This is a genomic window from Actomonas spartinae, assembly GCF_051209155.1.
Taxonomy (GTDB): domain Bacteria; phylum Verrucomicrobiota; class Verrucomicrobiia; order Opitutales; family Opitutaceae; genus Actomonas.
The window spans coordinates 111,758-125,971 of record NZ_JBPJGB010000006.1; the positions used below are offsets into that span (position 1 = coordinate 111,758).

General features: G+C 63.0%; 12 protein-coding genes. 7 read left to right on the forward strand and 5 right to left on the reverse strand.

Annotated elements, in window-relative coordinates:
* Positions 1-195: 195 nt before the first annotated feature.
* Together AC0MRV_RS20120 and AC0MRV_RS20125 are read left to right on the forward strand one after the other, a co-directional pair.
* Entirely contained in the window at positions 196-795 is a 600-nt protein-coding gene (locus AC0MRV_RS20120; protein ID WP_472766313.1) for a DUF6088 family protein, read from the forward strand.
* Positions 796-802: 7 nt separating this feature from the next.
* Positions 803-1,828 (forward strand): nucleotidyl transferase AbiEii/AbiGii toxin family protein, encoded by a 1,026-nt coding sequence (locus tag AC0MRV_RS20125; protein ID WP_472766314.1) that lies wholly within the window; start codon positions 803-805, stop codon positions 1,826-1,828.
* A 50-nt stretch (positions 1,829-1,878) separates the two neighbouring features.
* Here the strand turns inward: AC0MRV_RS20125 and AC0MRV_RS20130 are convergent, their stop codons facing one another.
* The 3 genes from AC0MRV_RS20130 to AC0MRV_RS20140 all read right to left on the reverse strand — a co-directional run bounded on the left by AC0MRV_RS20130 (position 1,879) and on the right by AC0MRV_RS20140 (position 4,576).
* Positions 1,879-2,814 (reverse strand): alpha/beta hydrolase, encoded by a 936-nt coding sequence (locus tag AC0MRV_RS20130; RefSeq protein WP_472766315.1) that lies wholly within the window; start codon positions 2,812-2,814, stop codon positions 1,879-1,881.
* A gap of 13 nt (positions 2,815-2,827) precedes the next feature.
* Positions 2,828-3,556, reverse strand: coding sequence for a sugar isomerase domain-containing protein (locus AC0MRV_RS20135; protein ID WP_472766316.1), 729 nt, complete (start codon positions 3,554-3,556; stop codon positions 2,828-2,830).
* Between the two features lie 123 nt (positions 3,557-3,679).
* The gene (locus AC0MRV_RS20140; RefSeq protein WP_472766317.1) at positions 3,680-4,576 is read right to left on the reverse strand and encodes a class I SAM-dependent methyltransferase; all 897 of its coding nucleotides are present in this window, start codon (positions 4,574-4,576) and stop codon (positions 3,680-3,682) included.
* A gap of 135 nt (positions 4,577-4,711) precedes the next feature.
* Here AC0MRV_RS20140 and AC0MRV_RS20145 point away from each other — a divergent pair, with 135 nt between their 5' ends.
* Together AC0MRV_RS20145 and AC0MRV_RS20150 are read left to right on the forward strand one after the other, a co-directional pair.
* Complete coding sequence (locus tag AC0MRV_RS20145) at positions 4,712-5,755, forward strand: DUF481 domain-containing protein (RefSeq protein ID WP_472766318.1); 1,044 nt, start codon at positions 4,712-4,714, stop codon at positions 5,753-5,755.
* A 61-nt stretch (positions 5,756-5,816) separates the two neighbouring features.
* Positions 5,817-6,530 (forward strand): DUF1223 domain-containing protein, encoded by a 714-nt coding sequence (locus AC0MRV_RS20150; protein WP_472766319.1) that lies wholly within the window; start codon positions 5,817-5,819, stop codon positions 6,528-6,530.
* 503 nt (positions 6,531-7,033) lie between these two features.
* Here the strand turns inward: AC0MRV_RS20150 and AC0MRV_RS20155 are convergent.
* Complete coding sequence (locus AC0MRV_RS20155) at positions 7,034-8,053, reverse strand: aldo/keto reductase (RefSeq protein ID WP_472766320.1); 1,020 nt, start codon at positions 8,051-8,053, stop codon at positions 7,034-7,036.
* 108 nt (positions 8,054-8,161) lie between these two features.
* Here AC0MRV_RS20155 and AC0MRV_RS20160 point away from each other — a divergent pair, with 108 nt between their 5' ends.
* The gene (locus tag AC0MRV_RS20160) at positions 8,162-8,716 is read left to right on the forward strand and encodes a PAS domain-containing protein (RefSeq protein WP_472766321.1); all 555 of its coding nucleotides are present in this window, start codon (positions 8,162-8,164) and stop codon (positions 8,714-8,716) included.
* 8 nt (positions 8,717-8,724) lie between these two features.
* A complete protein-coding gene (locus AC0MRV_RS20165) occupies positions 8,725-9,903 on the forward strand; it encodes a methyl-accepting chemotaxis protein (protein WP_472766322.1) in 1,179 nt (392 codons plus the stop codon).
* Between the two features lie 88 nt (positions 9,904-9,991).
* Here AC0MRV_RS20165 and AC0MRV_RS20170 read toward each other — a convergent pair whose 3' ends face one another.
* Positions 9,992-10,891: a 5'-methylthioadenosine/S-adenosylhomocysteine nucleosidase gene (locus AC0MRV_RS20170; protein WP_472766323.1), complete on the reverse strand. Its 900-nt coding sequence runs from the start codon at positions 10,889-10,891 to the stop codon at positions 9,992-9,994.
* A 113-nt stretch (positions 10,892-11,004) separates the two neighbouring features.
* Between AC0MRV_RS20170 and galB the strand changes: the two genes are divergently transcribed.
* Positions 11,005-13,950, forward strand: coding sequence for a beta-galactosidase GalB (galB, locus tag AC0MRV_RS20175; RefSeq protein ID WP_472766324.1), 2,946 nt, complete (start codon positions 11,005-11,007; stop codon positions 13,948-13,950).
* Positions 13,951-14,214 lie beyond the last annotated feature (264 nt).

Sequence of the window (14,214 nt, forward strand, 5' to 3'; positions counted from 1 at the left end):
CGGACCTTGCCCAACGCAGGCCAAAAATTCGAGCCGGGTAAGTGCCGCTTGGTTGGACCTTATCGACGATCAATAAAGTCTGTAGCGGTTACCACGGACGAAGGAATCCTCGGTCAAAAACGAAGACTTGCCACAGCTTAGTTATTGTAAGAAATATACCCCTGTTTTTCTTACAAAAAACGCATTCCTGAAATCATGCAAAGTGTTGAAAAATCAGTAACTAGCCGGATTTATGGTCGCGGTAGGGGGTCAGTGTTTAGCCCGAATGAGTTTTTGGATTTGGGAAGTCGTCGGGCAGTGGACTTGGCCCTGCATCGATTAACTGGGGTAGGGACGATTAAGCGATTGGCGCGTGGGCTCTATTATTTTCCGAAAACGCATCCGGTGCTAGGGGAGCTGCACCCGACGGTGGAGGCGGTCACCAAAGCGATCATGGCGCGGGATCATGTAAAGCTGCAGCCGTTCGGAGCCTACGCGGCGAACCTGTTGGGATTGTCCGAGCAGGTGCCGGCTAAGGTGGTGTTTCTAACCGATGGAGCCGCCCGAAAAATTAAACTGGGAAAGATGGTGGTTGAGCTGCGACCATCGACGTCGCGCCAGATGGCAACGGCCGGTCGCACGAGTGGGTTGGTGATTTCAGCCCTGCGCTACTTGGGGAAGGATCATCTGACGCCTGAGCGCATCAAGCAACTGCGCCAAGTGTTGTCGACCGAGGATCGAAAGCGGTTGCTGCGCGATTTGGCCTATGCGCCAGCGTGGATGCACGGAACTCTCAGGGCAGTGGCCGCGGACTGATCCCACTATGACAGAACTTGCCAGACTACCGAGGGAGGAGCGTCGGACCTACTTTCAGGAGTTGCAGCTTCGTCACGGAGTGGAAGCGGTCATCATCGAGAAGGATTTCTGGGTCGTGTGGTTGCTGGAGCGCATCTTCGGAGTGCCGGAGTTGTGCAACACGGCGGTGTTCAAGGGTGGCACCTCGCTGTCGAAGGTATTCGGGGCGATTGCGCGGTTTTCGGAGGATATCGACCTTGGCATTTGTCCCGCGTCTTTGGGCTGGAACGAACAGGATTTGCTCGAGTCGTCCCAGAACAAGTGGATCAAGAAACAGCGGCCGAGCTTGGAGGCGGCGTGCGCGGAGCAGGTCGAAACGGTTTGGTTGCCGAAGTTGGAAGCGGCGGTGGTGGATCGCCTCGGGCCGGCTCCGGATGGACGAAACTGGCTGCGTTACGAATTGGAGGAGAAGAGTCATTCGCCGGTGATTCACTTCGACTACCCAGGAGCTTTGCCCAGTGGTGTGAGTTACATTCTTCGTTCGGTGAAGATGGAGTTTGGTTCGTTGGCAGACCAGCGGCCTACCGGGCGGCACACGATTCGGGCGATGGTGGATGATTTTGTGCCTGGCGCGTTCAGTGACATCGGAGCTGAGGTCGTGGCGTTGGAGATCGAACGGACGTTTTGGGAGAAGGCGACGATCCTGCACGCGGAGTATCATCGACCGGCGGACAAACCGCAGCCGGATCGATACTCCCGGCACTATGCCGACTTTGCTGCCTTGTGGCGGCATGATGCCGGGCATGAGTCGGCCCGGCGGCTCGATCTGCTGGAGCGGGTGCGGACGCACAAGGCGAAGTTCTTTGCGTCGGGTTGGGCGCACTACGACACAGCGGTGCCGGGCTCGCTGCGGTTGGTGCCGCCGAAATCGCGAGTCGATGAGCTGCGGCGTGACTACGCGGCAATGTTGCCCATGTTTCTGGACGATCCGCGGTCGTTTAACGAAGTGCTCGCGATTCTGCGTGAGGCGGAAGTGGCGATCAATGGGTTGTGAGCCTCATTGACCGTTCTTCGCTTACTTTGGAGGCCGCGGCGACGATGGGCTCACGGGGACTCGGTGTTGCGGGCCGCGAGCCAGTCGGCGCAGCGGGCGGTCCAGCCTTGGAGGCGGCCTTGGCCGACGGCGAGGCCGAAGCCGTGCTCACCATACGGATACAGGTGCATTTCGGCCGGGACGCCGGCGGCAATGAGCGCGCGGTAGAAGCGCAGGCTGTTTTCCACCGGCACCGCGCCGTCGTCGCCGCTGTGCAGCAGAAAGGTGGGCGGAGTTTCGGCCGTGATCTGCAGCTCGTTGGAGTATTCCGCGATGAGCTCGGCGGACGGGTTCTCGCCGATGAGGTTGTTGCGGCTGCCGGGGTGGGTGATGGCGGCGTCCATGCTGATCACCGGATAGATCAGGATGGCGAAATCCGGACGGCTGCTGAGGCGGTCGATCGGGTCGGTCGCGTCGGGGTCGCCGGCGTCGAAATGCGTGGCCGCGGTCGAGGCGAGGTGACCGCCGGCAGAGAAGCCCATGATGCCAACCTTGGCCGGATCGATGCCCCATTCCTCGGCGTGGGCGCGGGTGAAGCGGATGGCGCGTTGGGCGTCGAGTAGCGGCGACAGCCACGGCGTGACGTTGCTGGCGTCTTCGGGCGTGCGGTATTTGAGCACGATCGCGGTGACGCCGACGCTGTTCAACCACGCGGCGGTGTCGGTGCCTTCCCAGTCGTAGGCGAGGCCCCAGTATCCACCGCCCGGGCACACCACGACGGCCTGGCCGGTCGCGGCGCCCTTGGAGGGGTGGAAGACCTCCACGGCGGGCGTCTGGGTTTGGTAATACCAATAAATGTTGCCGCGTTGCTCGGCCTGCTCGGTGAGCTCGGAGTCCTGGTGGTTAGGCGGCGTGCCTTCCCACAGCGGGAGGAAGGTGGAGCCAGGGTTGGCGATGGCAGTGAGGGTCGCGACCAACGAGAGGGCGAGGAGGGGGCGGAGTGACATGGAGCGGTTGGGGTTAGCCGATGAGCTTGGAGAGACGGGTGCGGTATTTTTTGGCGAGCGCGATGTTGGCTTCCATGCCGCCGGGCAAGTTTTGGCTGCGCACGACGGGGAGTTCATGGCCGTGATCACGCAGCCAAGTCATGGTTGCGAGCGCGAGGAGGTTGAGCAGGGTGGCACCGATCAGCGTGGAGGTGGGTCCGGCCATCTGGCCGTCGACGACCTCGACGATGGCGTCGCCGGAAACGCCGTGGTTGTCGAGCACGTGATCGGCGATGGCGTGGAGGTTCTGGCCGCCCGGGTGCACCGTGGCGGCCTTGGAGCTCATCGCCACCGAAGTGAGGCCGATCACGGTGAGGCCACGTTGTTTGGCGTAGAGGGCGACCTCGATCGGCGAGGCGTTTTTGCCGGAGTTGGAGATGACGATGATGACTTCGCCGGCGTGCAGGCCGTGGGTGTTGTGGTAGCGCTCGGCGAGGCGGGTGCCGTAGCCGACGACGTTTTCGGAAAAGCCCATGCCGGGATCGAAGATGCCCGAGACCGGCATAAGGCCGCCGGCACGGCCGATGATCTCGCGGCCGATGATTTCACTGTGACCGCTGCCGAAGGTGTGGAGCACGCCGCCGTCGGCGATCGACTGACCGATGAGCGCGGCGCAGGTCTGGATGGTGGCGGCGTTGGTTTCGCGGGCGCGCTGCAGCAGCGCCCTCGCGGTGTCGAAATAGGTGTCAGCGGGATTGGCCATGGCAGGTCGGAAATATACCGCGAAGGGCGCGAAGAAACGCGAAGGGTTTTTACCGTCGATCTGGCAGAAAGCGATGCGGAGGAGTGGCTTCGCGATTCTTCGCGCCCTTCGCGGTTGAAGCCCCTAGGAGGCCCAGCGGCCGTAGACGCCGCAGGGGAGGATCTTGCCGTCGGCCTCGATGGGCAGGCCCACCTCGCCGCAGGTGATGGTGCCGCCGTGGCCGAGCTGGTGCATGAGCTCGTCGAGCAGGTTGCCAACCACGGTCGGCGAGAGGCGGGCGGTGTAGGCGTTGATGAGGAAGAACACCGGATCGCGGGACAGCAGCTTGCCGCACTCCTCGAGCAGCTCCCACAGGTTGGTCTCAAGCTTCCACATCTCGCCGCCGCTGCCGCGCCCGTAGGTGGGCGGATCCATGATGATCGCGTCGTAGGTGCGGCCGCGGCGGATTTCGCGACGCACAAACTTTAGGCAGTCGTCCACGATGTAGCGGATGGGGGCGTCGCCGAGTCCGCTGAGGGTGGCGTTTTCCCGGCACCACTTCACCATGCCGTCGGCGGCATCGACGTGGCAGACGGACGCGCCGGCTTTGGCGGCGGCGCAGGTGGCCCCGCCGGTGTAGCCGAAGAGGTTGAGCACCGACACCTCACGGCCGCGGGCGGTGGCGCTTTTGATCCGTTGGGTGAACCATTCCCAGTTCACCGCCTGTTCGGGAAACAGACCGGTGTGTTTGAAGGAGGTTGGCGAGATGCGAAAGCGCAGACCCAGCGACGCGTAATCGATCTGCCAGGAATCGGGTAATTTGTTGTGAAACTCCCACTTGCCGCCGCCCTTGTCGCTGCGGTGGTAGTAGCCGTCCCAACCGGTCCACTTCGGACCAGCCCGCCGCGGCCAAATGACCTGTGGGTCGGGCCTTACGAGGGTGACCTTGCCCCAACGCTCCATTTTCATGCCGTTGCCGGCGTCCAGCAGGCGGTAGTCTTGCCACTGGTTCGCGATTGCTATCGTAGGGGCGGGCTGCACGTTGCTCATCGGTTCGGGCAATTTGACAAGCGAGACCGGTCTGTAAACGAATCTTGCGACGTGACCTTTGCTCGGACGAGTCACTTCCCGGTTGACTCCGAATATAGGGTGAATCCCCTACTGTCTTCTCAAGCTATGAAATCCAAATTCTTCGCAAAATCGGTGATCAGCCTCTTGGTCGCCTCGTTCCTGAGTTCCGTCGTGTGGGCGGACGTCGTGGTGACGAAAGACGGTGCCCGACTCGTGGGCACCGTGAAAAAGGTCGATGGCGGCAAGGTCACCCTCGGAACCTCCTATGCCGGTGACATCCAGATCAATCAAGGTGAGGTCGAGAGCATCACCATGGAAGATCCGCTCGTGATCCGCCTGCAGGGTGGCACGACCATGGAAGGCACGGTTACGACCAATGCGAGCGGCCAGGTGTCCATCGCGGGTCAAGACGGCACGATCAACACCACGGTCGACAAGATTGCGACCACGTGGTCGCCCGGCGGCACCGATCCCGCCGTGGCCGCGCTCCAGCGCAAGTGGGCCTACGAGGCCGCGCTCGATATCACCGGCAAGAACGGCAACAAGGAGCAGCTCGGCACCGCCGTCGCGATGCGCGCCACCCTTTCCGGCGCCAAGGACAAACTGGTTTTTTACACCGGCTACAATCGCCAGGAGACCGACAACCTGAAGTCGGCCGACCAGTTCAAGGCCGGCGTCGATTACTCCAACAACTTCAAGGGCCACATGTCCTGGTATATGCGCAACGAGGGCGGCTTCGATCGTATCAAGGACATCGAACTCTACAACGTGACCGCCGCGGGTCTGGGCTACGACTTCATCAAGAACAAGCAGCAGACCCTGACCGGTCGCGCCGGTCTTTCCTTCCGTTACGAAGGCTACAAGAACCCGCTCACCGAAGATGTGAAGAGCGCCGGTTTGGACTTCGGCCTCAACCACAGCTACCAGTGGGACACCATGAAGATGACCAACGCGCTCACCTTTGTGCCCTCCTTTGAAGACTTTGCCAACTACCGCGCCATCCACGACTCCTACTTCGAGATGCCGCTCAAGGCCGGCTTCTGGAAGCTCCGCGTCGGTCTGTCCAACGACTACACCAGCGAGCCCGCCCCCGGCGTGAAGAGCCTGGATACCACCTACTACACCCGCCTGGTGCTCAACTGGGACTGATCTCCGCGTCTCCGGAATAGTTCTTTTCCGAGCGGCCTCCTACTGCGGTATGAGGCCGCTTTTGTTTTTACTGTTCGCGCCGGTCGCTGTGTTCGCGACCGAGCCCCGCACCTTCCGCAGCGGACCCAATCCGGTGCCTCTCATGGAGCTGTTCACCAGCGAAGGCTGCTCCAGTTGTCCGCCCGCTGAAGCTTGGCTGGGCGAGCTGCGCCACGATCCCGGGCTGTGGCGCGACTTCGTGCCCGTGGCCTGGCACGTCAACTACTGGGACCGGCTCGGCTGGCCGGACCGCCTTGCGGACCCAGCGTATACAGATCGTCAATACGCCTACGCCCGCGCCTGGCGGAGTCGCCGGGTCTACACCCCGGAGACGATCCGTGGTGGGGTGGAATGGTCGTGGCGCGACGGGCGCCCGATCGGGTCCACGACGCCCGACCGCGCTGGCGGGGAACTCGTCGCCACCGTGGCTGATGGGGTGGTGAGGGTAAACTACGCGACCGCGGGGAAACCACCATCCGACCTGCGCGTGCACGTCGCCCGACTCGGCGGCGGCATCGTAAGCGACGTGAAACGAGGCGAAAATCGTGGTCGCCGCCTCAACCACGAGTTCGTGGTGCTGGGGTGGAAATCGGCCGATTTGTCCGCGAGCGAAATGACTCTGCGCCTGCCCGAAGCGTCCGTCGACCTGGCAGCCACTCGGACTGCCGTCGCCGTTTGGATCAGTCGCGGCGAGAACCCGGCGCCTTTGCAAGCGACGGGCGGTTGGTTGGAGTAAGTTTTGCTTGGGTTACCCCTGCACGTGATATCCTGCAGTAGCGGTGTGCTTGTCCGTGGGCCCCCGATTCGTCGCAGTGATGATACTTATCGATGCCAAAAAGATGCTCGATCCAACTAGCACCAAGCAGATGTGATAACCATATGTTCGGTTCTTAATCGTGTCCTTTAGCTCTCGGACGTTGTCAGACCATTTGATTGAGATCAGCGAGAGTGACATGATTACTGCCACGAGCATCAGGATTGTGGCTAATCCGATACATCCAGGATCCAAGTTAACCTCGGAGAACTCGCTAGGGTTCGAGAATACCGAGATCTTGAGCGCGCCTAAAACAGTCAGACCAAAACTGGCGACTCTGAGCATTAAACCACATTTGTTGTCTATACGATCAAGGTCCTCGTAGCAGGATTTTTTGTGGTTGGTTTCTAAGCATACACTGTGGCCATTTGGGAATTCTTTCATGACGGCAATAGCTTGGTCTATCGCTGTCTCGAGCGCGAACCTTACCCCAGCGGATACGGGAACTCCCTTGTGATCGCGTCGATGCGGGCGAGCACGTCGTCGCTGAGCTTCAGGTCGACCGCGCCGAGGTTTTCTTCGAGTTGCGCCATGGTGGTGGCGCCGAAGATGGTGGAGGCGACGAAGTCGTGCTGCTTGCTCCACGCGAGGCACATGGCGACGAGGTTGAGGTCGGCATCGTCGGCGAGCTTTTGCAGCGCGGCCACCGTGCCGAGGCTGCGTTCGTTGACGAAGCGGTGGCTCATCTTCTTCTGCCGCTCGCCGTCGCCCTTGAGGTATTCGGTGAAGCGGGCCGGCTCGGGCAGGGCGCCGTCGTTGTATTTGCCGGAGCATACGCCCCCGCCGAGCGGGGAGTAGGGCAGGCAACTGATTTTCTCGCGACGGCAGATCTCGGCCAGCGCGTCCTCGAAGCGGCGGTTGATGATGGAGAAGTTGTTCTGGATCGTCTCGTAGCGGGCGAGGCCGTGGGCCTGGGCCGTGGCCTCGGCCTTCATCGTGCCCCAGGCGGATTCGTTGCTCGAACCGACGATGCGCACGATGCCCTCGTCCTTCAGTTCAGTGAGCGCGCCGAGGACTTCCTCATAGGGCAGGTCCGGGTCGGGCCAGTGGGTCTGGTAAAGGTCGATGTAGTCGGTCTGCAGGCGACGAAGGCTGCCCTCGACGGCGATGCGGATGTGGTGGCGGTCGAGGGCGGCGGTGCCGTTGCGCACCGGCGGCACGAACCAGCCGTGGGCGGGGCCCACGACCTTGGTCGCGAGGATGACGCTGTCGCGCGGTTTGGTCTGCAGCCAGCGGCCCACGATCTCCTCGGTGCGGTGCACCCACTCGGCCTGGGGTGGGACGGGGTAGATCTCGGCCGTGTCGTAGAAATTGATGCCGGCGTCGTAAGCACGATCGAGCAGGGCGAAGGCCTCCTCCTCGGTGTTGCGCGCTCCGAAGGTCATCGTGCCGAAGCACAAATCCGTCACCACAATGCCACTGCGTCCAAGTCGGCGTTTTTCCATGGCGTTGACCCAACACTCGGTCGGACAGCGCGGCAAGAAATGCGCAGCAATTGCGATTAAGACCGTTAAGTCCCGCGTCGATTGGAGGAAGAGCGTTCCTGTATTCCCATGGCCCGACCCACCATTCTTCCGACCGGGGAGGAGGTGACCTTTTCGCCCGATGAGGTCATCGTCTCCAAAACCGATCCCCGCGGCGTGATCACCTACGCCAACGCGGTGTTTCAACGCGTCTCCGGTTACACTGAGGCGGAGTTGCTCGGCCAACCACACAACCTCATCCGCCATCCCGACATGCCGGCCTGCGTGTTCAAGCTGCTGTGGGACACGCTTAAGGCCGGCCAGGAGATCTTCGCCTACGTCAACAACCTCGCCAAGGACGGGCGCAACTACTGGGTCTTCGCCCACGTCACGCCCAGCTTCGACGCCCGGGGCAACATCATCGCCTACCACTCCAACCGCCGCGTGCCGCACGCCGATGCGCTCGCCAAGGTGCAGCCGCTCTACCGCACCCTGCGTGAGGCCGAACGCGCCGCCGGCGACGGCTCGGCCGGTATGGCCGCCTCGATCGCGCTGGTCGAGCGCACCCTCGCCGAAGCCGGTCTCAGCTACGGCGAGTTTGTCTTCAGCCTGTCCGCCGAAACCGCGCTCGCCGCCGCCCTCTGATTTCCGCCATGAGTGACTCCGCTTCCATCCTGCGCGAACTCACCGCGATCTGTGAACGGGCCGCCGCCGGCGACCTCGAAGCCCGCGTGTCGCCCGCGCCCGACTCGGTCGAATTCGCCGCCCTCGGCGGCGCCATCAACCACCTGCTCGACATCTGCGACGCCTACGTGCGCGAGTCCGCCGCCGCGCTGGATCACTGCGCGCGGGGTGAGTTTCACCGGCCGATTCTGTTACGCGGCCTGCACGGCTCCTACCGTCATGCCGCCGTCACCATCAACCGCGCCGCGCACAAGATGTCCGAAGACGCTGCCAAGATCGCGCGCTTCGAAACCGAACGCAAAGCCGTGGCCCGTCGCGTCGCCGAGACCACTGATTCCGTGACGTCCTCGGCCGGTGACTTGCGGGCCAACGCGACTTCCATTCAGGAACACGTGGCCGACAGCCGACGTCTGGCTGAAGATGTGGCGCAGGCCACCGACCTTGCCGCCCAAAACACCAATGCCGTGGCGGCCGCCTGCCAGGAGCTAAGCATCTGCACGAGCGAGATCACCCGTCGCACTCAGGAATCCGCCGGTCTCACCCAGTCCGCCGTGGCCGAGGCCACGCGGGCCGGTTCGGCTGTCACGCAGCTCGGCGACGCCGCCCGCCAGATCGGCACCGTCGTCGACGTCATCGACAAGATCGCCCGCCAGACGAACCTGCTCGCGCTCAACGCCACCATCGAAGCCGCGCGCGCCGGCGAGCACGGCCGCAGTTTTGCGGTGGTCGCGGGCGAGGTGAAATCGCTGTCCCGTGAGACCGCTGAGGCGACCAAGAAGATCGCCGGCCAGATCGACGCCATGCAGCAGGCCACGGCCAAGGTCGGCCAAGTGATCGGCGGCGTGGGCGAATCCATTCACCACATCGACGCCAGCGCGACCGCCATCTCCACCTCGGTGGCCGAGCAGGCCCGCGCGGTCGAAGAGATCGCCGAACGCATCGCGCAGGTGTCGACCTCGACCGAGTCGATTTCAACGCGCATGGCCGATGTCGCCATTGCGACCGAAAACCTCGACGCCATCACGCGCGACCTGAAGTCGTCGGCCGATCAACTCGCCACCGACGCCGAGGGCCTGCAGCGCGAAACGTGGGCCTTGGATGCCGGCGAGGGAAACTCAACTTCACGCCCGGTCCGCCGGGCCGCATAGCCCAGATTTGCTGTCGAGCTGCGGGTGCCGGGTCTATCGGTGATTAGGAACTCGGATATAAAAGGCACCCGCGGCTCACAGCTTGCCTTCACTCGTGTGCTTCGATGATGGCGCGCACGACGCGTGAGGCGATTTGCGAGACGCCCAGCTCGTTGTCATCGATTGGGTTCTTGCCGTGCTGACCGCCGGCGAGATCGCTCAAGCCCCGCACCACCAGAATCGGTTTTTGGTTGGTCCACGCGACGTGCGCGAGCGCGGTCGATTCCATGTCGAGGCAGCGCGCGTTCCACACGCGGAAAATCCATTTGCGATACTCGGCGTTGTCCAAAAACACCGTGCCGGCCACGCCGTTGCCGCCGACCGATAGGTGGACCGTGCGACCGCCTTTTTGCATCGGAGGCAGCGTCGGCAACACCGCGCGGGCGACGTCGAGCAGCTCCGGATCGGCCGGGAAAAACGGCATCTCCCGCGGTCCCAGGCCGTCGTCGCGAGTCACGTAGACCGAGTCGGGAAAGATCATGCCGAAGTTCTCAATCTTCGGCTGCAGGTAGTCCGGCACGAGGTATTGGCCGGGGTTGGCGGGGTCCTCGTTCAGGTAGGCGGCTTCATCGTGGTAGGCCCATTGCTCGGGGATCACGATGTCGCCAACATCGAGCGACGGATCGGTGCCACCAGCCACACCGCCGAACAGGATGTGCGTGATCGGAAAGCGTTCGAGCGCGAGCTGGAGCCGGTAGGTCGCGTTCACCGTGCTCACCCCGGTGCTGAAGATGATGACTTTTTTGCCCGCCACCTCGCCCCGCCAATATTCTACGCCGAGGTGCGACACGCTTTCCCAGCCCGCCGCCGGATCGACCTCGAAGACCTCGTGCAGCGCCTCCATCTCGGGGCGATACGCGCCCAGCACGGCGTAGAGATTTTCCGCCCGAGCGAAGGAGGCGAGGACGCAGACGAGCAACAAGCAGGGGAGAATCCGAAAACGAGCCATGCGCCGCAGCCAAGCAGGTGAAATGCCGATCGCAGCTCAATTCGCCGCCTGGCTTGAGGCCTGCGGGCGAATTTTTTGGCGGAAACCGTCTGCTGCTTCGTTAAGTTAAAACGATGTTGCTCCCTCGCCCTGTCGTTTTCTGCGCCTTGCTGTTCGCGGCAATTCAACTGACGGCGACCGCGACTCCCCGCGAACGACTTTCGCTCAACGACAGTTGGCGTTTCCACAAATACGACTCCGCCGATCAGGCCGATCCGCTCATCTACGACGTGCGTCCCGATGACTCCGAGGCACGCGACGATCGACCGGCTGACGAGCGGCCGACCGAGGCGGTTGACGTCGAAGCGCACCAACTCGTGCTCAAGCCGTGGATTCTCCCCAGTGGCAACGCCTTCATCAAGGACCCGGCCAAGCGCCACACCCGGCCTGAGGGCGATCCGGGCAGCGACTTCCCCTTTGTGCAGGACGACTTTGATGACTCCGCCTGGGAAGTGGTCACCCTGCCGCATGACTGGGCAGTCAACGGACCGTTCTACGCTGGCGACCCCGCACCGGTCGGCGGAGGCATGGGGCGACTGCCGAGTCCCGGGGTGGCGTGGTATCGGCGCGACCTGGATATTCCGGCGTCAGACGCGGGCCGCACCATCACGCTGGAGGTCGACGGTGCCATGTCCTACGCCATGGTCTGGCTCAATGGCCACCTCGTGGGCGGCTGGCCCTTCGGTTACGCTTCCTTCCAGCTCGACCTCACCCCCTACGTGAATTTCGGCGGTGCCAACCAGCTCGCCATCCGCCTGGACAACCCGCCCAATTCCTCACGCTGGTATCCCGGCGGCGGCCTTTATCGCAACGTCTGGCTCACCAAGACCAACCCCGTGCAGGTCGCGCAGTGGGGCACCTTCATCACCACCCGCGACGTGTCGACCGAGTCGGCGACGATCGATTTGGAGCTGTTTATCCAAAACCAAGGTGATGCGGAGGCGACGGTCACGGCCGAGACGACGATCGAATTTGAGGGCAGCGTCGTGGCGCGGTTCGCCGACCGCGAGACCAAGGTCGGTCCGGGCGCAAAACAGCGCATCGCCACGACCGTGACCCTGGAGAATCCGCGGCTCTGGGGCCCGCCGCCGAACCAAACGCCCAACCTCTACCGCGCCGTCACCACCCTGCGCCAGGGCGACAAGATCGTCGACCACTACAAGACCCGCTTCGGTATCCGCACCCTCGAGTTTCACGCCACCAAGGGGCTCTTCGTGAATGGCGAGCACATCACCTTCCAGGGCGTCAACCAGCACCACGATCTTGGCGCGCTGGGGGCGGCCTTTAACGTGCGCGCCGCCGAGCGCCAGCTCGAGGTCCTGCGCGAGGCCGGCGTGAACGCGATCCGCATGGCCCACAACCCGCCGGCGCCCGAGCTGCTCGAACTCACCGATCGCGTGGGCTTCCTCGTCATCAACGAAAGTTTCGATGCCTGGGAGCGCAAAAAGCCGCCGCTCGACTTTCACCTCATCTTCCCCGACTGGAGCGAGCCCGACATGCGCGCGCTCGTGCGGCGCGACCGCAACAGCCCGTCGGTCATCATGTGGAGCACGGGCAACGAGGTCGGCGAACAATACACCGGGGAAGCCGGCGCCGCCGTGGCGCAGCGCCTGCACGACATCACCAAGGACGAGGACCCGACGCGCCCCACGGCGGCGTCATTCAACTTTGCCAAACCGCACATGCCGATCGTCGGCGTCATGGACACCATCACGCTCAATTACCAGGGCGAGGGCATCCGCAATGCGCCGGCCTACGCGCACCTGCAGGGCATCAACACCCCGCCGCTGTATCCGGCTTTTCACGACGCCTTTCCGGCCAAGATGATCATCAGCAGCGAAAACGCCGCCGCCGTCAGCAGCCGCGGTGAATACCTCTTCCCGGTTACCGACGGCATCAGCGCCCCGGTCGAGACTGGCAAGGGCGGTGATCCGGTGACCCAACACGTGAGTGCCTACGAGCTCTACACCGCCCCCTTCGGCTCCTCGGCCGACAAGGTGCTCGGTTCGCTCGCCCGCCACCCTTACGTCGCTGGCGGCTTCGTGTGGAGCGGTTGGGACTACCTCGGTGAACCCACGCCCTACTACGGCGCGCGTAGTTCCTACTTCGGCATCATCGACCTCGCCGGTTTCCCCAAGGATCGCTTCTACCTCTACCAGGCCGCCTGGCGTCCGCAGTTGCCCATGGTGCACGTGCTGCCGCACTGGAACTGGCCCGACCGCGTCGGCCAGGTCACGCCGGTGCACGCCTTCACCTCCGGTGACGAAGCGGAGCTCTTCCTTAACGGTCGCTCACTCGGTCGCAAACAGAAGGGCGAGTTCGAATATCGATTGCGCTGGGACGACGTCGTCTACGAACCCGGCGAGATCAAGGTCGTCGCCTACAAGCACGGTCAATGGTGGGCCGAGCAGACGGTAAAGACCACCGGTCCGGCGGCGAAGCTCAGCGCCGAAGCCGACCGTGCGACCATCGCCGCCGACGGTAAGGATCTCAGCTTCATCACCGTGCGCGTGCTCGATGCCAACGATGAGTTCATCCGCAACGCCAAGCCCACTCTGAGGTTTTCCATCAGCGGCCCGGGCGAAATCGTCGCCACGGACAACGGCGATCCAACCGACCTGACGGCGTTTCCGTCGCTCGAACGCAAGGCTTTCAATGGCCTCGCACTGGCGATCGTGCGCGCGAAGACGGATGAACCCGGCGAGATCACGGTGACCGTGGAAGGGGAAGGTTTGGCATTCGGAACGACTGTGCTAACAAGTGAGATAGAGGTCGTCGTAATGGGTGCAGTTTATCAACCGGGGAGAATAGGTTTAGAGAAATCTGTTCTGACGGAGGCTATCATTCGGGCAGGCGGAATGACTGATTTGGCGAGGAGTCGTAGGGTAACGATTACTCGTGCTCATCCGGGAGGCGAAAAGGAAGTAATCCGCGTCAACCTACGGGACATCATTGCTGGCGGGACAGATTTCGATCTCAAAGCAGGGGATTTGGTATACGTTCCGGAAATGCAGGATTAAACGTGAGATTTGCTGTCCGGAAAAGCTGTAGGGCCGGCGCTTGTCGCCGTGCCGCCCCTGCCTCTCGGTCGTTTGTTTCTGTCCTGCAGGATTGCCGCAGACCCATCCCACCACGGCGCGCCGCGAGCGGCGGCCCTACAGCTGGCTTTGCTTGCAGGTTGCAGCGCGGCAGTGACTAGATGCTGAGTGCTGTAGCCGGGGTCGGTTTCAACGCCGCTTTGAATGCCCTCCCATCTCGGCCTGCGGGGAGAAAGAGTTCCGAGC

What these genes read in the sequence shown, in the direction of transcription:
- AC0MRV_RS20170 (WP_472766323.1), bottom strand. Translation starts at nt 10,891, where the DNA reads ATGGCTCGTTTTCGGATTCTCCCCTGCTTGTTGCTCGTCTGCGTCCTC.
- AC0MRV_RS20165 (WP_472766322.1), top strand. Translation starts at nt 8,725, where the DNA reads ATGAGTGACTCCGCTTCCATCCTGCGCGAACTCACCGCGATCTGTGAA.
- AC0MRV_RS20125 (WP_472766314.1), top strand. Translation starts at nt 803, where the DNA reads ATGACAGAACTTGCCAGACTACCGAGGGAGGAGCGTCGGACCTACTTT.
- AC0MRV_RS20145 (WP_472766318.1), top strand. Translation starts at nt 4,712, where the DNA reads ATGAAATCCAAATTCTTCGCAAAATCGGTGATCAGCCTCTTGGTCGCC.
- galB (WP_472766324.1), top strand. Translation starts at nt 11,005, where the DNA reads ATGTTGCTCCCTCGCCCTGTCGTTTTCTGCGCCTTGCTGTTCGCGGCA.
- AC0MRV_RS20155 (WP_472766320.1), bottom strand. Translation starts at nt 8,053, where the DNA reads ATGGAAAAACGCCGACTTGGACGCAGTGGCATTGTGGTGACGGATTTG.
- AC0MRV_RS20120 (WP_472766313.1), top strand. Translation starts at nt 196, where the DNA reads ATGCAAAGTGTTGAAAAATCAGTAACTAGCCGGATTTATGGTCGCGGT.
- AC0MRV_RS20160 (WP_472766321.1), top strand. Translation starts at nt 8,162, where the DNA reads ATGGCCCGACCCACCATTCTTCCGACCGGGGAGGAGGTGACCTTTTCG.
- AC0MRV_RS20130 (WP_472766315.1), bottom strand. Translation starts at nt 2,814, where the DNA reads ATGTCACTCCGCCCCCTCCTCGCCCTCTCGTTGGTCGCGACCCTCACT.
- AC0MRV_RS20135 (WP_472766316.1), bottom strand. Translation starts at nt 3,556, where the DNA reads ATGGCCAATCCCGCTGACACCTATTTCGACACCGCGAGGGCGCTGCTG.